Origin of the sequence: Superficieibacter sp. BNK-5, from assembly GCF_047456055.1 — a bacterium.
Taxonomy (GTDB): Bacteria; Pseudomonadota; Gammaproteobacteria; order Enterobacterales; family Enterobacteriaceae; genus Superficieibacter.
This window is the reverse complement of record NZ_CP179893.1, coordinates 2,469,807-2,488,650: the sequence shown is the minus strand read 5'-3', so window position 1 is coordinate 2,488,650 and position 18,844 is coordinate 2,469,807. Positions and strand designations below refer to the sequence as shown.

The following is an 18,844-nucleotide window of genomic DNA, read 5'->3' as shown; positions in this document are numbered from 1 at the left end:
TTTTACAGGGAGGTTACAGCGAGGGGTGGAGTGGGAGTAAAACGGGTGGGGGATTGCACGTTATTAGTGCGCAAAATGCACTAAATGCGTGCAAATGTTAATTAAATGCACATTTTTGGTTTGTGTTTTGTTAATTTAGGCGGAGTGCGTGAAAGACATACGAGGTGCAGGAACTGCGCGAGCAGCTTTATCAGGCTAAACAGGTGGTTAAGGGAATTAAGGATGTGCTTGTTTAGTGTGCTGAACGGAGATTGAATAATAAAAAAGCCGGGAAGATAAACTCTTACCCGGTTTTTCTTAAGCAATTATCTAGTTACAATAAAAAAACGTTCTTCATAAGAAAACAGAAAATGACTATTTTGGGGTGTGATAATTATAGTTGTTTCATCTGATGGTAAAAAATAATAATTCCAGTATTTTTGCAGGGTAATATATGGAGTTACACAAAGATATTTTTCACTAAAAAATAAAAAAACAGATTGAGGATAACCAGATAACTTATTAAAGTTACAGAATAACTCATCAGCAGATTCTTTCTTGTCAAAATCGACATCATAATGTTCTATTTTTGAGAATATATTCATATCCATTCTCATCAAATGTTTTGCATTCGATGAAACAAACATAGACCAGAGAGTTTTACTCTGTTCTTGATTGAATAATGTAATATCTCCACACCCAACGGCCCGCACTAGAGCAGGACATTCTTCAAAACGCCACATTTCAAAAAAATCTTTATCTTTAGAAAAAGACATGGCCTCTCCCTCCGCTAGATTTTCCTGATTCCCAGTCTTTCCATTTGACATGAGGTATATTATTTTCTGGTGCGTTCTGCGTGTGTGATTCATTCGGATGAACTTCATACCCTTTCTTATAAGGTCCACCCATCTCATTATAGGGATCGTTAGGAGCGCCTTGTTTTTGCATCCGTCCACGGCCCTGACTAATAAGGTCTATAGCATCTTTTTCATTTGCCACCCTGAAGTTAGTATTCTTACCATTCCTAATAGCCTCAACAGCCTGTCGCCATTCTTTAGTTCCTGGCCGTATAACAGGTAAATTTGACGCATTGCCAACTTCATTACCAGTCAGACCACATCTTAATAAACCAAGTGGGTCAATCCAACTCAGCGGATTCGGCCCATATGCATACTGGTTCAGTCCCCCCGCCAGCCCTGTCGGGTCACTGCTCAGGAATCTTCCGACATCCGGGTCAAAATACCGGTGTAAATTGTAATGCAGCCCCGTTTCCCTGTCCAGATATTGCCCCTGAAAACGCAGGTTCTGCTGTACCGACCGGCGCTCTTTTTCATACGTCAGGTTCCCCCACACCTGGTAGCCCGCCTCCCACACGATATTCCCCTCAGCGTCCGTCATTTCCTCCGGCGCACCGTTCACATCCGTGTGGTAATACAGCACCTCATCCGGCTCCCCCGGTGCCGCCCTGTCCACCCGCGCCAGCGGCTCATAACTTCCCTGGTCACTGTAGATATACAGGCTGCTGCTCCTTCCCAGCCTGCACTCCTGTGCCAGCCGCATGCCGTCCCATAAAAATGTTGTCCGGTTATAGGGCTGGTTGTCTGCGTCCAGCTCATGCTTCTCCACCCGCCTCCCCAGCGCGTCGTACACGTATCCGTAACGCCGTACGGTACTCCCCCGGATAACCCTCACTTCCGTCAGCCGGTGCTCCGCGTCCCAGCGGTAGTGCTGCGTTCCGTTGCGGCCCCGCTTCTCCACCGTCCGGCCATGTTCATCGTAACGGTAATGCAGGCCCCGGTATGATGTCAGCCGGTTGAACGGCACCACGCTGCCTGTGCCTGCCTGACCGGCCTCTCCCTGCCGCCGGTCCAGCAGGTTCGCCGCCGCGTCGTACTGCCAGCTGTCCAGGTACGCTTCATTCCGGCACGCCGTTATTCGTCCCGTCGTGTCGTAAAAATAATCCGTCACCCCCTGACGGCTGTGCCGCTTTTTCAGCAGTTCATCCTGGCCGTTGTACGCATACTCCCGGCTGATAAACGTCTCCGGCACCACACCTCGCATTCCTTTACAGGTCAGTTTGCGCGTCAGCCGTCCCGTCTGGTCATACACCCGCCGCGTGTCCAGCCTCCCCTGGCTTCGCTGTACCTCACGGTGCAGGTGGTCCCGCGTGAACTCGCTGATGACCTCCCGCCCCAGGTTTATCTGCTGAAGATGTCCGCTCCCGTAGTACAGGTGCCGCAGCGTCCGCCCGTCCGGCAGCCGGGTCGCCGTGCGGTTGCCCAGCGCATCGTACTGGTGCTGTAACGCGCCCTGCACCGTCTCCTCGCTCAGCAGGTTCCCCGGGCTGTCATAGCTGAACCGGATAACTTCCGGCTCCCCGCCTTCCGCCGCATCGTGTCGCCTGCGGCGGATTTCCAGCAGTCGGTCCGCCGCGTCGTACCGGTATTCCGTGCGCGTTTCCGGCGTGATTTTCGCCGTCAGCCTGCCTGCCGCGTCGCGCTCAAGCCGATGGTGCAGTTCACTGGCGCTTCCCGTCGCGAACGTCACCGCCGTCACCGCACCCAACGCGTTATAGCCAAACTGCTCCCGCCGCCCGTCCAGGTCCGTCTGCTCCGTCACGCGGTCCAGCGCGTCGTAGCAGAACCCGTAACGCTCGCCGTTCCCATTCTCCAGTGCCGTCAGCCTGCCGTAAGCGTCATACTCAAAGCCCGTCTGCCGCCCCATTGAATCGGTACGCACCCGCACACGGCCCAGACTGTCGCGACGGTAGCGCGTTATCTGCCCTGTCGGGCTGGTATAGGCCGCCAGTCTCCCCGCCGCATCCGGTAAAAAACGCTCTTCCCTCCCGTCCTGGTACACCCGCCGCACCAGGTTGCCCGTGCTGTCGTGGTGGTAACGTGTTGTGTTGCCCTCCGCATCCGTGACCCTTTCCAGTTGTCCGTGCGCATCGTAAAACCAAGCCGTCTGCGAGCCGGAACAGTCCGTGTGCCGTATCAGCTGGCCGTCTTCGTTCCACCTGAGATAATTATTGCCGCCCCGCGCATCCGTTATCTGCTCCAACTGCCCGTGACGGTCGTACCGGTACTGCGTTTTCTGCTGCGCCGGGTCCGTCACGCTCAGCAGGTTACCGCGTTTGTCGTACTCATACCTCCACGCCGCCCCCGCTGCGTCCGCTTCCGTCACCGGCTGGTGCCATATCTCATGCCACTGCATCTGCTCCACCCGGCCCAGCGGGTCATGCGTCTCCGTCAGATGCCCGAGACGGTCATAGACATAACGCCAGCGTCCGCCCTGCGGGTCCGTCATCCCCAGCAGCAGTCGTTCTTCACCACTCCACGTAAATTCAGTGACCTGCCCGGAAGCATCCTGATAACGGGTTATCTGGTTTTGCGCATTCCACCAGTGGCGGCGCGTGCGTCCCAGACTGTCGGTAACGGTCAGCGCCCGCTGGTCTAACTGCCAGTCCAGCCGGTAATGCTCCCCGCTGTCCGTGTGGTGCTCCGTCACCCGCCACGCCTTATCGTCCGGACCGTCAAACCACGCCCAACGGTAATAATACCGTTCGCCACCTGCCTGCCGGTGCATCGTCATACAGTCGTTGTCGTCATACGCAAACTCGCGCTGGTACTGGCCTGCGCTGTCCACCACCCCGTTCAGCCGTCCCGCCTCATCGTAGCGGTAGCGGCGCAACTGATTCGGCTCCCCTTCCGGGGTGTGGCGGAAGATACGCGTCACGCGCTGCGGGTACTCTGCCAGCTCATAGTACAGCCGGATACAGGGACGTTGCTGGTCACTGCTGATTTCCGTCAGCCGCCCACGGTCGTCATATTTCAGGTGCAGACAGTTGCTGTTACGGTCGCCCAGCATTTTCAGCCGCTGGCGCTGTGGGTTATGCGGGTCCGTCTCAAACAGGCGGTAAACCCCGTCGTCACTGCTTATCAGCCAATGGCCTTGTTCGCTGCGCCGTACCGCCAGCCCTTCTCCGGGGCTGTAAAAACCGCTCCCCGGCTCCACCGCCTGCAAGTCAATTCGCCGCCCCATAGGGGCAACATACGTCATGCAATTATCGTCCGTGCTGTCCGGCGTAGGCTCCAGACTTACCTCATATGGCACGCTCCAGCCGCGTCCGAACATCCCTTCCGTCCGTTCATCGCGGCTGCTGTAGGTCCGCTGCCAGTCCAGCGGGTAGTGGCCGGGCAAGCTGAAATCGAAATCCTCCTCATCCGCCAGGTATTTGGCTCCGGTGGCGGCATTTACCGGATTAAGCAGAGCGTCTCCCAGGCGCTGGGTCAGCATCCCCAGTGCTACACCTCCCAGAAAACAGGGCAATTCCGCCAGTGCCTTGCCAGGACGCAGGAACATCAGGGCTATCGTCGCCACCAGTGTTATCTGCGACTTGCCGCTTTTGATGTCCCTCACTACCAGCAGCGGCCCACCAATACGCACATCGGGCGATACAAATTCTCCCCCGCCAGGCTCATCTACTACCTTCGCCTCACAGGTGCAGCGTACGCCGCTGCGCGCGGCGGGCTGATCGTTGATGCGTACATCCCTTGCTCCTTCGGCGATATACTCCGCCGCAGGGGGTTCCTCGTCGCCTTTGAAAAGATTCGACACACTGCCGATAAGTCCGCTTACCGCCTGAAAAGCATTTTCCAGCGCCCCGATGGGATTCAGCGCCCCCAGTATCGTGCCCACGGGGTCATCCATCAGCGCCTGCTGCTTTTGTTCCAGGAACTGCGTAAAAGAGGACGGGTGCTTCTCACAGTTGATTTTGTCATTCGGTTTCGGGGTTGAACCAGGAAAAGCTTCAGTAACCGTTGGTTGCCATAACTCAGAGAAAAAGTGTTTTGTATCGTCCCACAACCCCTCCCGCCCTTCTTCCGTACTGAGCTGATCGATCAGATTAAGAGGAGCCATTACAGGAGCCGTTACTATGGATGTGGCTATCGTCCCGGCGGCCTCCAGGTATTCCTTCGCCACATCCCACGCCGATTTAGCATCCTCTTTGCGTTGTTCTTCCTCTGCCTTTCGCCGCGCCGCTTCTTCCAGAGCCTCAATTTCTTTACGTGATCCGGTCGTCGCCGCCGCTCGTGCTGCTCGTTTACCGTTTATCCAGGTATCATTTGAACCGCTAATGATATGGCCCTCGATCTTTGGAGGAAAGATAGCGTTGGCAATCTCTTCACTGGCATTGCTGATACTCTCGCTCCAGCCTTCGTAGTACATGGCTACACCGGTCACAAAACCGATCATTAACACCGTACTACATCCCAGCGAGGCTACCTCGACTCCCGCCAGAAACGCCATGGTCCCCACCACTATCACATCCACCAGGATATTGGCCGCGACCTCCAGCGCAGCCCCCAGCATGTCCGCCATAAAGGAGGTATGCAACAGCGCATCCCCCTCTCTTGCCGCCCAAAATGCATCTCCCATCTCCCTTCTCCCTGTTCTGTTATTCCACTATGTTGGTGTCCGGGGTCATTCTGAAACGCAGGTTCTTTTTGATCTCCTCCCAACGCGCAATATCGATATCCGTCAGCGCCGCTGCACGGGCGTATGTCACAGCCATCATGATACGGCTACCTGGTAATACGAATGCCACCTGGCATTGGCAGACACTTTCATATCCTCGAAGGAACTGACTATGTATTTCAAGCCCTTCAGTCTGTTGGTTAATACCCAGCAGAACTTTCTTCGCTGGCGTATAACGCAGATCCTTAACCTGCTTCTCTAATTTTTTCATTTGCTGTTCAACCTGAGCAGATAACTCATCCTCAATATGCATCTGCCCACGACTAACAATAAGCGCCGCATCAGGGTCGCTTAGTCTTAACATATTAATAGTGCTATCCTGAATAACATCACCAGAAAACCAGAGAATAGCCTCATTGATATAATAACTTGTCATAACGATGTAATCCCTTTATATTAATTCCATTATCAAAACTCAGAAATCATTATTTTTTTGACATGAATGTCACATCCACAGCTAATTGCATAGCCGTTTTTGCAGCTGTTGTAGGTGGAGCTATTGCCGCAGTTCTGTCACCCATATTCAAGTCCAGTTGTCCTGTCTGGGTATTAATTTGCCCGCTATCTGTAGCAGTAATATTAAATGTTTTACATGTCACAAGGATCGAACCACTACTGTTCATTCTTAATATTGTATCACCGCAACCCAGCGTTATTGAGTCACCAGCCATCAGACACAAATTTTGCACAGTCTGAATAGTTTTATCTCCCCCCGCAAGGGATGTATCGTTGCTCTGAACTGTAAGGTAACGCTCAAGGCCAATAATCGCTTTTTCTGTTTTATCAACTACCTTAGTTCGATTATTTCCTACCCAGTGACTTTCATTATTATTGACTTCAATACGCTGATCTTTTTCAGCATGTAACCAGACCTCTTCACCACCAGGTTTATCTTCAAAACGCAGGGCGTTGGCATTGGTCGGCCCGCCGCCGATAGTGTGGCTGTATATCCCGCTCTGTGTCGCCGATCCCGGCAGTCCCCACGGCGGCATGGTGTCCTGGTTGTAGGTGCGCCCCACGATGATCGGCAGATCCGGATCGCCGTTTTTGAAGTCCACCAGCACTTCCTGGCCGATACGCGGGATCTGGATCATCCCGAAGCCTTTGCCCGCCCACGGGTAGCTGACACGTATCCAGCAGGAGCTGTTTTCATCCCGCTTGCCGTAACGGTCCCAGCCAAACTGTACCTTTACCCGCCCGTACTGGTCCGTCCAGATTTCCTGCCCCGCCGGGCCGGTGACAATGGCGCTCTGCGGGCCTTTGGTGTGCGGTTTGCTGATGGTTCGCTGCGGGCGATAGACTTCGCTGGTCGGGTGCAGTTCAAAACTGGTGGAAAAGGTAAAGTGCTGGTCCTGCCCGCTGTGCTGCGCGTTGTCCTGCACAAACAGCGTGGTCTGGACCAGCAGGTATTCCTGGTTGAGTTCTGCCGTCGGATGATTTGTCAACGTGAAAGCATAGCCTGTCATCAGCGTGCGGATATTCCCGGCACCATGAACCCGGCTACCGGGACTGCGCTGCGCCTCCATACGGATGCGCGTCAGCATTTCACCTTCACCCTTGTCGAAATAATCGCCCGGCCACTCGTAGTGCTCATAGTCGGCGTGGCCCGTTTCACGTGGTTCTGCCACGGTGTTCGTCAGCACTGAACGTGGCTTTGTGAAGTCGAAGTCATCCAGCACCCATTGCCCGGTGCGGAGGCTTTCTTTTGCTGTGATGGTATGGATAAACTCCTTGTCCAGCTTCAGCCCTCCCTGATGCCACTCCAACATCGGTGAGTCAGGACACGTCTTATGAACACTGATGGCGTCCGCCAGCACCAGCGTGTGGCTGTCCTCACTGTGTTCAAACCACCAGTAAATGCCCCACTCCTGCATCAGCCGCTGGAGGAAATCAAAATCGGTCTCGCCATATTGCACCTGCCAGGCGCGCACCGGGTAGTTTTCCATCAGCCGCTTTTCCACCGGGTACGGGTATTCGCCCAGCACTTCATCGAGAATGTCCACCACCGTTTTGTTCTGAAATGCCTTGTAATCACTGGTGTGGGTCAGCAGTTTCAGCCACGGCTCCATGCGCAGTTCATAGGTGACAGAGCGCCCTTCATGCCCCACCACCCGCGCCGCCGTGACCAGTCCGCTGATATGCCGTTTACCGCCACCGTCCAGTTCAATGCTGACGCACAGGTCTTTACCCACCATCGGTTTGAGCGGCAGATTGGCCGCAGGGGAGACGTAACCTATGTTCAGGCTGTCCGGCGTCTTTAACTGGACGATATAGGTAAACAGGCTGCCGAGGGCTTCCGAGCCGTTCAGACTGGCAAACAACAACATCTGCGGCGGCACGGCGCTGCCGCTGACGGTGACGTTATGCATGATGCCCTCCCGTAGCGGACGTGTTGCCCGTGGATATAAAAATCATGGTGTTCGCTCCTTTAATACCAAATTTAAGCGTAGTATCTGGCTGTCGGTAAATAACACTCCAGTTGTAACGAATATTTAAAGCCAGTGTGAAACATCTCTTAAACGTCAAAAAATATAAAACACAACGTTTATCTTATTTTTTTGGAAGTTAGCAAAATAAGTAGCAAGCAAATTGGAAACCCCACAAATGAAACAATTGCCACACGGTTATGATCCGACAATAATTGCTGTGCAAACCAGACACACTGAGACGAAGTGAAATCACCTCCCATACTCATCGTTTCCGAGTAATTCACTACAAATATAATATTGAAATAAAAAATGACAACATAATAAATAATAACTATAAGAAAAATAATGGTCCAGCGCAGCCAGAATTTATTTTTCACTATATGAACTCCCCAGTGAACCGCCAAACGTAGCACCGGAATAAGGCGATTCCAAGCCGGATAAAGCCGAACTTTCCGTAATTAATTTCAGAGTCGTGGTACCTGACCCTTGTGCTGCCGGAGCTTTATCGTCGATATTATGATACTGTTGTTTGAACTCACTTGTCATATCTATCACCAGCATTGATGAAAAATCGGAATTTTTTTCAACAAGATATCGTTGCAATGAATAAGGGATCGTAAAATCTATTTCCGTATCGACAAGTGGCTGTGCCTGTAACAATGTGCCGGAAGGCAATGGAGTGACAGGTAATACATAAGTAGTCTCAAATATTTTTGAGCCAGAATATTTAATCCCTTCAACTGAGTGTGTCGTGCAATTATTTCCTGTCACATCATAAACATCAATTGTTCGTCCCCGTAACTTTACCCTGTCTGTCATTGATTTTGTCGGGATAGGTGGTTTTGCTGCATTCCACAATTTTTCAAAAAACTCACGGACCAATATCGGATTAGCATCATTTATTTTAAACACATGCGCTTCCATCTGATATAGCTCAAAACGATAATAAGATCGGGCATCCTCATTTTCAAAAAAGTTTAAAATACCATCTCCGACAGTCGCGCTGGAGCCAGTCCTTCCATACCGCCCGTAAGTGTACAGATAAACAGAATTATTCATATGTACAGAGACAAAAGCATGACCTGCACCTGTGGTTTCAACCCATAAAAACACACCATTTAACAACAAATTATCTTCTGGCTTACAAATAGCAGAGAATTTATTTTCCTCTTTCGAACTCATTGCTATCTGCCATAAATTTTTCGCATTTTTCACTATTCCCCCTTCTATTTCCCTTAAGCTGAAGCGCATACTTATACTTTATTTCTCTATCCTGCTGCCAGCGCCAGTGTCTTATCCGAAACACCACCTGCCCCGTTATTCATCTGTACACCCTAACCCCCGCCGCTGTACCGCTTCACTGGCAAATGTCGCGCCAGTTTTTTCCATTATTTCCTGTTGTATTTTTTGCAGCGCCGGGAATGATATTCTCTCACATGAATATTCCTCCCAGATATCACCTGTTTTCGGACTGACAGAAAATAGCCCCCAGATATCCGTGGCGCTGGCAGAAGGAGAATCATAGCCTACACCAAAGCTATAATATCCAGAATGAAATGGCTTATTCTGATCATTTTTTAATGCCTCATCCATAAAAACACCGGGCAACGTAATATTATACTTTTCATTTTTTAATGATAAAACTAATAATGCCTGAGCCTGTGTCTCAGTAAGACCTTCCTGATTTAAGTCAGTCAAATCAAACATGGGGATGTTTGATACAAGAACCTCGGCATAACTGTTCACGGATAAAATAGCAAACAAAAGTAATGACACTATTTTACTGAACATGCCATTCTCCGCTTAACCATACTAATCATCGTCACCAGTTCACTGGCATATCCGGTATGCCCTCCATTACTAGTTTTACCTGAATTAAATCGTGAATCAATCAATGCCTTTGCAAATTCTTTAGGGTCCTTTATTTTTCTGACTGCACTGCCAAACCTGATGGCGAATGATTTCGCGCAATTCAAAAAAGACGTATAGGTAGCGACCCATACGTCATTACTTCCCTGAGGATGAACTTTACTCAGTTGCAATGGTGCCGGACCATGCATTGAAAAAAAATTATTATATTCAGTTGCAATTCTTCCCTGTCCATAACGACTTTCCTTTGCTGCAACCGCCAGTATAAACTCCACTGGCACTTCAAGTTGATTAGCAATCATCTCGCAATCATTCTTATATTTTTGAATAAACCTTACCGCCTCTGTGTTATTACACGCTTTATCATAAGTACCCATTTATTCATTCCTTATTAGATATTTTTAAAACCGCCATGCCAGTTACTCCCTGCCAGCCGCAGCGCATCCACATACCGCCCTTCACTATTCTGCTGCCAGAACCATCCCTGCCACGACTGGTGACGCACACCTGGTACTGCCACCTGCCCTGCTATTCATCTGTACACCCCAGCCCCCGGCGCTGTACCACTTCACTGGCAAATGTCGCGCCCGTTTTTTTCATTATTTCTCGTTGAATTCTTTGTAACTCAGGAAATTTAATCCTTTGACACTGATTTATTTCCCATATATCACCAGTTTGAGAACTGACCGAAAACAACCCCCAATATTCTATCGCCCCGGCATTCGGCGTATCATAGCCAAGGCTAAAGTCATAATATCCCGAATGGGGAGGGTTTCCGTGTTTATCCTGCAAATCACCGTCAACAAAAACACCGTCCAGCGATAAATCATATTTTTGATGTTTGAGTGCAATAATAAGCAATTTTTCTGCCTGCGCTTTCGTCATTCCACCATGACTTATATCTGACAAACTAAATTCAGGAGCATTACTTTGGGCGTAACAAAGAGCAGATACAAGAGAGATAACAACAAATATTAACTTACGGGACACATTATCCTCCTCCCGACCATAATGATAATATCTGACGTTATTTTAACGTAATTATCAGTGCCGCCTGTTTTATGATCCCCTGAGTTAAACCCGGCTTTTACAAGAGCCTTAACGAAATCTACAGCATCCTTTTTTCCTCTTACTAAATTACCAAATCGACTGGCAAAAGAACGACCACAGATTAAAAAAGAGGGGTACGTAGCCACCCAAACTTTGGCACTTCCCTTTGGATGGACCTGACCTGACTGAAATGACGCAGGTCCGTGCATGGAAAAGTAGTTATTATATTCTCTGGCAATACGACCTGTGCCATACTGACTCTCCGCAGCAGCAAGTCCGAGTATATTCTCCACTGGCACACCGAGTTCTTTTGCAATTATTTCACTATCCCGTATGTGCTCCTGAACAAACCTTACCGCACCTGCGTTATTACACGCCTTATCATAAGTACCCATTTCGTCATTTCTCACCGGCTATTTTTAAAACTGCCATGCTCATTATTCCCTGCCAGCCGCAACGCATCCACATATCGCCCTTCACTGTTGTGCTGCCAGAACCATCACTGCCACGGCTGGTGACGCACACCAGGTACTGCCACCTGCCCCGCTATTCATCTGTACACCCTAATCCCCGCCGCTGTACCACTTCACTGGCAAATGTCGCGCCCGTTTTTTTCATTATTTCTTGTTGAATTTTTTGCAGCGCCGAGGACGATATTCTCTCACATGAATATTCTTCCCAAATATCACCTGTTTTCGGACTGACAGAAAATAACCCCCAGTACTCTACAGCACCTGCTTTTGGTGTGTCATAACCGACACCCATTTCATAATAATAAGGGTCTGCGGGACTCAAATCATCATCAATAAAAACACCAGATAATGATAAATTGTACTCTTCATATTTTAACGCAGTAATAAGCAAAGCTTCTGCCTCTGTTTTAGTTAAACCATCCTTGTTTATTTTAGTTAAATTAAATTCAGGTATATCGGATACATTTACCCAGGCACTGCACATCACTGGTGTTAGTAAACAAAACAATAAACATGCTATCTTACAGGGCATGTCATCCTCCTTTTCACCATACCAATAATACCCACAACTTTATCCACATAATGATCTGTTCCACCGGTCTTGCTATTACCGGTATTATAGCCAGCTTTAACCAGTGCTTCGACAAAAGCGACAGGATCTTTTTTACCTTTAACTGCATTACCAAACCGACTGGCAAAAGATTGTCCCCCCGACTAAAAAAGAAGGATATGTGGCCACCCAGGTTGTAGTACTCCCTTTTGGATGAACCTGCTTTAACTGATATGATGCAGGTGCATGCATGGAAAAATAGTTATTATACTCTCGGGCAATACGTCCTTTACCGTATTCGCTTTCCGCTGCGGCAAGCCCCAGTATATTTTCAACCGGCACATCAAGTTGCCCGGCAATTGTCTCACAGTCCCGAAGATGTTTTTGTATAAAAGTGACTGCCGTTGTACTGTTACATGCCGAGTCATAAATACTCATTATTAAATTCCTTATTCCATTATCTTTACAATCTGTAGACTTCTTTCCCCGCCAGCCGCAGCGCATCCACATACCGCCCTTCACTGTTTTGCTGCCAGAACCATCCCTGTCCCGGTTGCGCCTGCACCAGCGTCTTGCCCGGCCAGCCCGGCCACGGCAGGTAACGCACGCCCGGCAGTTCCACCACCGGCGCTTCTTCCGGTAAGCCGGTCAGTTCCCGGCTGCGCTGCGATGTACGCCGTAATCCACGAAACCACTGCGTCCACCACGGCCCCGGCTGCCACATTGACCACAACTGGTCCACCTGCTCTGTCAGTCTCCCGCGTCGCATTGTGTCCGGCGAAATGTGCTGCGCGGCCAGCCGCGCCAGCCAGTAAAGCCAGCCCTGAATCTCCGGCAGACTTTCTTCCAGCCACTCCCGTCCGCAGCGCTGGTAAATCACCAGTGGCCACGGACGCCCGACGCTGTCGCGTGACGCCATCAGCACGCCGGCCAGCCAGTCATTTGTCCCGCCCACAGGCAAAAACCCCGGCGACATCACAAAGCTCCACGGCAGCGGATGGTGTTCCGGCGCGGGCTTGTCATGTTCACCACGCGGCGACAGGTGCATCCAGCCATCACGCTCTTCATCTGCCACCTGGCCTTCCGGCAGCACAATATGCCGCCCGTGGCCTACCCACGTCTGCCGGTTCAGCCAGGCCTGCCATATCCGTCCCTCTTCGGCGCTTACCCGCCAGCGCACGTAGTCACGCTGGTCCGGTAGCCTGCCGAACATCGCAGGTGTTGATACCGCCGCTGACCGGCGCATCACAGCGCCCTCGCCGGACAACTGAAGTCCTGTAACAATTCCCGGTTCACCGGATCAAAATCCCGTCCGGCGGTGATTTCCAGCACCACCCGGCGACCGTCAAAATCATATTCCACCAGTTGCTGCCCCCGCACCGCCGTTTCCTGTACCTTTCCCGCATCCAGCAGATGAAACAGCGCCCACGGGCCGCCGGTCAGCAGCGTTGAGGTGTCCTGGCTAATACGCGGGCTGGCGGTGATTTCCGCCATTGAGCCATTGCGCGGCCCCGGCCAGTTCACCTTCAGCGGTCTCACCGGGCCGTGGGCGTAACGCAATACCTGGCCGTCGATATCAATCACCAGTTCCGTGATGGCCGGGTCCATGTCCACCACGCGAATCTGCATTGCCCAGGAGAACTTTTTCCCGCCCTCACCGTTAAAAAACACACTGCGGATCTGCTTCGCCTGCTGGAACGGCACCAGATCCGGCCCCTGCAATATCATATTGCCTTCGGTCGGTTTGTAGCGCCACGGATCGCTGGCGGTGTCTGCCAGCGGGGCCAGTTGTTTGCTCCAGAAGGTATCCAGTACGCCGCCGGTGGCAAAAATCCGGTTGAAGTCCTCAGCGCTGACCTCCTGCGGACTGTCGGTAAACGGGTAACGCCCGTCGATGGCGTCGCGGCAGTCGTCGCCGATCATCGCCTCCATCTGGGTATTTAACACTTCGCCGGTTCCGGCGTTAATTTTACGGGTTCCCTGCTGCGTCAGATCCAGCAGAATGTTTTTCAGTGGCGCGGGCAGTTTCGCCGCCTCCAGTTGCAGTTTGTCTGCGGCGGTAATGCGCCCCGGCAGCGTGCTCGCCGCCAGCGCAGTGTCAGCAATGGTAAGCTGGGTGTAATACTCATTAAGCATCGTCAGCAGCGAATTGATCTGCATCGTTCCGCCGCCGCCCTGTCCGCCGTCCGTTCGCCCGGAAACCACCTCACGTAACGCAGCAAAACGGTCATCCACCAGCGTTTTTTCCAGCCGCTCTTCAGGGTGAATATCCTGAAAAAGCTTCGCCGTCTGTACCACTTTCCCCGCGTTACCGGACGCGCGCTGCGCCAGTTGCTTCTGTTTTACCTGCGGATCCAGCGGCGGCACCAGCGTGGTTTGCGCCACCACCGCTTTTCCCAGCCGCATCAGCGGCGAATCCGGCGATGCCAGGGTGCGTAACACCTGTAAATCATACGCCAGGCCGGAACTGCCCTCTTCACCGGCGCTGTTGATGCTGTGAATACTTTCCAGAAATGCCTGCCAGCGGCGGGTATATTCGGTCAGGTACAGGCGGCGGACTTCACGGGTGACAGCCTGTTCCTGTCCCGGCATCTGGCTGCGCAGGCTGTCAGTCAGCTTTTTTGGCGTGCTCTCCCGCCCCATTACCCAGTCATCGTCCGCTGACGCTGCCGCAACAAACTCCGGCAGTCGCTTGTCAAACAGATCCCGGTAGCCTTCACGGGTAAAGATACCCGGCACGCCCCTGTCCAGCGGCGCTCCGTTAGTGCGCACAAAGACCGTTCCCGCATCTGCGCCCACGGCGCGCACCAGCGTAAACTCCTGCGGCGCTTCGCTCTCCATTGCCGCCAACGCCCGCGTATAGATACGCTCGGTACTGGTGTGGCCGTCGAGGAACGCCCGTGCCTGGCGGATCAGCCGTTCATCTTTTTCATACGGCGAATGCACCACCCTGCTGCCGTCAAACAGCGCTTCGATATGCGTCAGTACGGCAGCACGTCCGCCGAACCCGGCCACGCTGTCGTTGTTTTCCAGGTCCTTAAGCACCCACGACTGGATTTCCGCCGCGTTGTATTTGTCCTCATGATCTTTATCCAGATTCAGCAGCAGATAGACGCGCAGGGCATCATAAGCCGCCTGGCTGTCCTGACGGGCGATGGCGTCCTCCAGCACGTACTCCATCCGTTTCACCAGTGGCGGTAATAACAGTTGATCCAGCAGGCGGTTGTACAGCGATGCCACGCTGTCTGTTACCGGTGGGACACTGTACAGACCGTAGCGCCAGGCCAGCGGCGGCGCGTCCGGGTCCAGTTCCGGCCAGGCGGACAGTTCCCTTGCGCTGTCCAGCAGTACCGGGACGGGAGCCATCGCCGGTTTGCCGGTGTAGGCTTTTATCTCGCTGTCCAGCCGGGTTGTGCGGGCGCTAATTTCATTCAGATAGTCACCGTTGATCTTCTGACTGGTCTGCATCCCCTGCCACAGCAGGAATGCCAGCACCAGCACCAGCAGGTGTCCGCCAAGGCGCAGTAAGCGATAACGCCATGCCCACTGAAGGTTTGGCTCCACCAGGTGCGCTTCACGGAAAATAAACTGCGTCAGCAGATCGTGCAGAAAGAAGCTACGGTTGCCGTCTGGCAGAGTGTGTGGGCGGGAAGCTGCGGAGTCGCCACGGGCGGTTTTTATTGCCCGGACAAAACGCTGCCAGATACTTAACTGGTCAGCCACCGCGTCGGCCTGCGCCTGCGCAGCACTGGTGAAAAACCCCCCCCGCAGCGTGTTATTCAGTTGCGTGGCATCGAATTTCGAATCCAGGAAAATTTGTTCAATAGCCTCCAGCAACGGCGCGCCAAGGGCGGAGAACTCACGCGGGAAAGTATACAGCCGCTGGCGGCTTTTAAGGTCGTACTCTTCCTGTAAGCGGGTATCCAGCCCCTGATCCAACCGCAATGTCAGGCGCGCCAGTTCCCGTTCACAGGCGGCGTGCAGCGCCTGGGGATCGCCCGCTTTTCGCCTGCGGCTATAGGGCAGAGTGAAGCCCCAGATTTGTGCACGAAGATGGCTGGTCAGCGTGCGAAAATATTCGCTGAACCCCGGCAGTAAATCCATTTTAGTGACCACCAGATAGACCGGAAAGCGAATCCCCAGGGTCTCGCGCAGTTCTGCCAGTCGCGCACGCAGAGCGGCGCAGGCTGCCAGGCGTTCAGCCGGAGACTGCGCCGTCAAATCCGCCACGTTCAGCGTCAGGATCACGCCGTTGAGCGGCGCGCCGGGACGGTGTTTACGCAGCAGGCCGAGAAAGCCCTGCCACTCTCCGGCGTTGCGTTGCGTCGCACTTGCTTCACCACCGTCATCGTGGCGGGCATAGCGTCCGGCGGTATCAATCAGTACCGCTTCATTGGTAAACCACCAGTCACAGTGCAGCGTACCGCCCCCCGGGACCGTCAGGATGCGCGAGGTCTGCTCCATCTGTTCCGCCAACGGGAACTGCAATCCGGTATTCAACAGGGCCGTGGTTTTGCCGTCGCCGGGGCTACCAACCACCATGAACCACGGCAGCTCATACAGAAAGCGTTTGCCTTCAAAGACTTTACGCCAGCCGGGCATGTCCACACGAAGTTGTTTCAGTTGGCGCACAGCCTGAGTGACAATATGGCTGACAGTGCGCAGATCGGCTTTGATTTCCCCGGCCACCGGCACCTCCTCCCCGCGCGGATGCAGGAAGCGGCGCAGCAGTTGTTCATCCATGCGCAGCGCGCGCCACAGCCGGTACAGGCCGTACAGTGCGTACACCAGCAGGATGAAACCAATCAGGGTCAGGCGGACCCACAGCGGCGCAAACGGATGAACGTCGCCCAGGGCTAGCAGCGGTGTGACAAAGCCAATGACCAGGCACAGGATACTGATGCCAATGATGCTCATCGACCAGTTCACCAGCCACAGCACCAGCAGCATTAGCAGCAGAGCAATGGTCACCACCCGGCTGCCCACGGAGGCCAGAGGACGCAGAGTATCAAATGACACCAGCGGCCCGACAAACCAGACAAGCAGCGCCAGCACTATCACGCCCACAATAGCCAGCGCGCGCCGGGAAAAAAGCAGACTGAGAAATTTTTGCATTATTGTTCAGAACTCCACATTGTAATCATCAACAATAAAAGGCCAAAAGCTGAAAATGCTTTCCTGATTTGGAAAAAAAGAAACAAAATAAATGGCAACCTGAACCATCACCAGAGTAGAAAGAAAATACCGCACCATCATTCTATTTCCATTATCCTGCAAGAGCACTGTTATTGTTGGGTCTATATCCTGAATAACTTTGAGCGCAATATTTCAATTTACATTAAAACTCTCTGGATAAAGTAATATAACCATTAAATCTTACAGAGCACTCATCGGCATTCATAAGGCTTGATGCAATAAAAACATCTTTTTTTCTATCATTGTTAATATAGGTATACTTTGCCGCAATAGACTTAACTTGATTCTCATAGTAACTAGCAAAATAAGATCTTTCATCTAACATTGCCGTCTTATTTCTGGCTTTGTCCTTTTCATAATCAATCTTAGCCAGGGACTCTGCATAGAGTTTAGACACAGAAGAAATATCAAGGATTTCTACTTTCGTTTTATCTTTTATAATAGTTGAGGGATTGATATTCAGGTCGCGTTTCATTGCATCAAATAACGATGACTCCATTGATGCTCCAACCGTGGCACACCCATAATCTTGCGCATGAGAAGCTGCAGGAATAACAGCCAACAGGTAGACTATCACCTTCAACATATTAATCCTCTACTACTAATATTTTATCAGAACTGGCAGCGATAATCTTACGATAAAGTAAATCCAGGATTATACAGCCATCAGAAGCTTCTCCCGGATGGGCAGAACTCTCTCCATGTATCATGAACGCGCCACGCCCGCACATTTGATTTTCCGGATAAGGCATGAGCCTCATAGTCCATGCTCTTGTTCTGACATGAAAAAATGCAGGTCCAATTGTGTATGTACCTCTTGGCAGTGGTCCCTTTCCTGATACACACTCATTAGCAGAGTCATTTTTAAAACCTGGTCTACCAGAATATCTGGCGTCGAACTGATATGTACCATTTAAGTAAAATGAATGTGCATTAATTTTATATACCCAGGTCATTACACTCTCTCCTTTTTGTTAAAAAAATCTGTATCACATGGATACTCCATTAATTTATTCACAATAAGTTCAGTCGCACGATAATTCCGTTCTTCATGTGTTTTATTTTTAAGAAAAACATAGACTAATTCATTTAATGTTAACGTCTTAAATAAATCGTATCCACACCATAGGTTTTTCTCCGTTGCATCTTCCACGCCGAGCAGATAGATACCCGCCCTGAGTTTATCCAGTTGATTACCTGACACCCATAATTCAAAAAAGTCATTGCCTGAAAGATTAAGGGTATCCGGTGTCAGGGATAAAATGGGAGATGACCGGGAAGCAATTTTTACGGATGGTTCAGTCCCCTGACAGGGGAAATTTTTGACTAATGCTTCCTCTATTAGTATTGAAGCTCTTACATCTGGCTTTTTCACAGAGTACCGTTCAAGCCAAGCCAGCACAGTATGGTTTATTGTTATACTGTCAACCTGACCATATCCACACCAGTTTTTACCTTCTGTAGCATCTGCCACTCCCAACATATATATCAGTGTATTGTCTTTTTCCTGTGAATTATCACTGGCATAAAATCGCAGAAAATCCCGTGTACTGAGGTTGACATTATCGGGAGAAATTACTCCTGTATTAATCAGGGATCCGGCAAAAGCACCACCGGGTAATAAACAGCATAAACTGATCAAAAAAACACGGAGAGATCGTTTTATGCGATATGTCGCTGATATCCGGTAATCGTCACCCGTCACATCACCTGCTGACGAACGATGAGACGTACCACGGACTGATTTTTTCATCATTCAT

Annotated in this window: 16 protein-coding genes and 2 pseudogenes; all 18 read right to left on the bottom strand. The window is 51.4% G+C overall.

Translation table 11 applies throughout. The features are described from left to right. Positions 1–305: 305 nt before the first annotated feature. Positions 306–755: a hypothetical protein gene (locus tag ACMGGS_RS11875; protein WP_414162826.1), complete on the bottom strand. Its 450-nt coding sequence runs from the start codon at positions 753–755 to the stop codon at positions 306–308. Then, positions 742–5,418: an RHS repeat-associated core domain-containing protein gene (locus tag ACMGGS_RS11870; protein WP_414162825.1), complete on the bottom strand. Its 4,677-nt coding sequence runs from the start codon at positions 5,416–5,418 to the stop codon at positions 742–744. Before ACMGGS_RS11870 ends, ACMGGS_RS11875 begins: the two co-directional genes overlap by 14 nt. Before the next feature lie 19 nt (positions 5,419–5,437). Beyond that, positions 5,438–5,893 (bottom strand): DcrB-related protein, encoded by a 456-nt coding sequence (locus tag ACMGGS_RS11865; RefSeq protein WP_414162824.1) that lies wholly within the window; start codon positions 5,891–5,893, stop codon positions 5,438–5,440. A gap of 49 nt (positions 5,894–5,942) precedes the next feature. After that, positions 5,943–7,886: a type VI secretion system Vgr family protein gene (locus tag ACMGGS_RS11860; protein WP_414162823.1), complete on the bottom strand. Its 1,944-nt coding sequence runs from the start codon at positions 7,884–7,886 to the stop codon at positions 5,943–5,945. 426 nt (positions 7,887–8,312) lie between these two features. Then, positions 8,313–9,161, bottom strand: a complete 849-nt coding sequence (locus ACMGGS_RS11855; protein WP_414162822.1) for a hypothetical protein — start codon at positions 9,159–9,161, stop codon at positions 8,313–8,315. Positions 9,162–9,263: 102 nt separating this feature from the next. Beyond that, positions 9,264–9,737: a hypothetical protein gene (locus ACMGGS_RS11850; protein ID WP_414162821.1), complete on the bottom strand. Its 474-nt coding sequence runs from the start codon at positions 9,735–9,737 to the stop codon at positions 9,264–9,266. Continuing rightward, complete coding sequence (locus tag ACMGGS_RS11845; RefSeq protein WP_414162820.1) at positions 9,722–10,192, bottom strand: glucosaminidase domain-containing protein; 471 nt, start codon at positions 10,190–10,192, stop codon at positions 9,722–9,724. The genes ACMGGS_RS11850 and ACMGGS_RS11845 overlap by 16 nt, the downstream gene beginning before the upstream one ends. 14 nt (positions 10,193–10,206) lie before the next feature. Further along, positions 10,207–10,335 (bottom strand): annotated as a pseudogene (locus ACMGGS_RS11840) (hypothetical protein); the annotation flags it as partial. An 8-nt stretch (positions 10,336–10,343) separates the two neighbouring features. Beyond that, a complete protein-coding gene (locus tag ACMGGS_RS11835; protein ID WP_414166254.1) occupies positions 10,344–10,700 on the bottom strand; it encodes a hypothetical protein in 357 nt (118 codons plus the stop codon). 89 nt (positions 10,701–10,789) lie between these two features. Next, positions 10,790–11,260 carry a glucosaminidase domain-containing protein gene (locus ACMGGS_RS11830; RefSeq protein ID WP_414162819.1) on the bottom strand — a complete coding sequence of 157 codons (471 nt, stop codon included), beginning with the start codon at positions 11,258–11,260 and terminating at the stop codon, positions 10,790–10,792. An 11-nt stretch (positions 11,261–11,271) separates the two neighbouring features. Further along, a pseudogene (locus tag ACMGGS_RS11825) lies at positions 11,272–11,403 on the bottom strand (hypothetical protein); the annotation flags it as partial. A gap of 8 nt (positions 11,404–11,411) precedes the next feature. Further along, complete coding sequence (locus ACMGGS_RS11820; protein ID WP_414162818.1) at positions 11,412–11,870, bottom strand: hypothetical protein; 459 nt, start codon at positions 11,868–11,870, stop codon at positions 11,412–11,414. A 147-nt stretch (positions 11,871–12,017) separates the two neighbouring features. Continuing rightward, entirely contained in the window at positions 12,018–12,326 is a 309-nt protein-coding gene (locus tag ACMGGS_RS11815; RefSeq protein WP_414162817.1) for a hypothetical protein, read from the bottom strand. A 25-nt stretch (positions 12,327–12,351) separates the two neighbouring features. Next, positions 12,352–13,134: a TagF domain-containing protein gene (locus ACMGGS_RS11810; protein ID WP_414162816.1), complete on the bottom strand. Its 783-nt coding sequence runs from the start codon at positions 13,132–13,134 to the stop codon at positions 12,352–12,354. Then, on the bottom strand, positions 13,134–17,003 hold the full coding sequence (icmF, locus tag ACMGGS_RS11805; protein ID WP_414162815.1) for a Type VI secretion protein IcmF: 3,870 nt from the start codon (positions 17,001–17,003) through the stop codon (positions 13,134–13,136). Before icmF ends, ACMGGS_RS11810 begins: the two co-directional genes overlap by 1 nt. 223 nt (positions 17,004–17,226) lie before the next feature. Further along, the gene (locus ACMGGS_RS11800) at positions 17,227–17,658 is read right to left on the bottom strand and encodes a Shiga toxin A subunit (RefSeq protein WP_414166253.1); all 432 of its coding nucleotides are present in this window, start codon (positions 17,656–17,658) and stop codon (positions 17,227–17,229) included. Between the two features lie 13 nt (positions 17,659–17,671). Next, complete coding sequence (locus tag ACMGGS_RS11795) at positions 17,672–18,040, bottom strand: tlde1 domain-containing protein (RefSeq protein WP_414162814.1); 369 nt, start codon at positions 18,038–18,040, stop codon at positions 17,672–17,674. After that, on the bottom strand, positions 18,040–18,840 hold the full coding sequence (locus tag ACMGGS_RS11790) for a Rap1a/Tai family immunity protein (protein ID WP_414162813.1): 801 nt from the start codon (positions 18,838–18,840) through the stop codon (positions 18,040–18,042). The genes ACMGGS_RS11795 and ACMGGS_RS11790 overlap by 1 nt, the downstream gene beginning before the upstream one ends. Positions 18,841–18,844 lie beyond the last annotated feature (4 nt).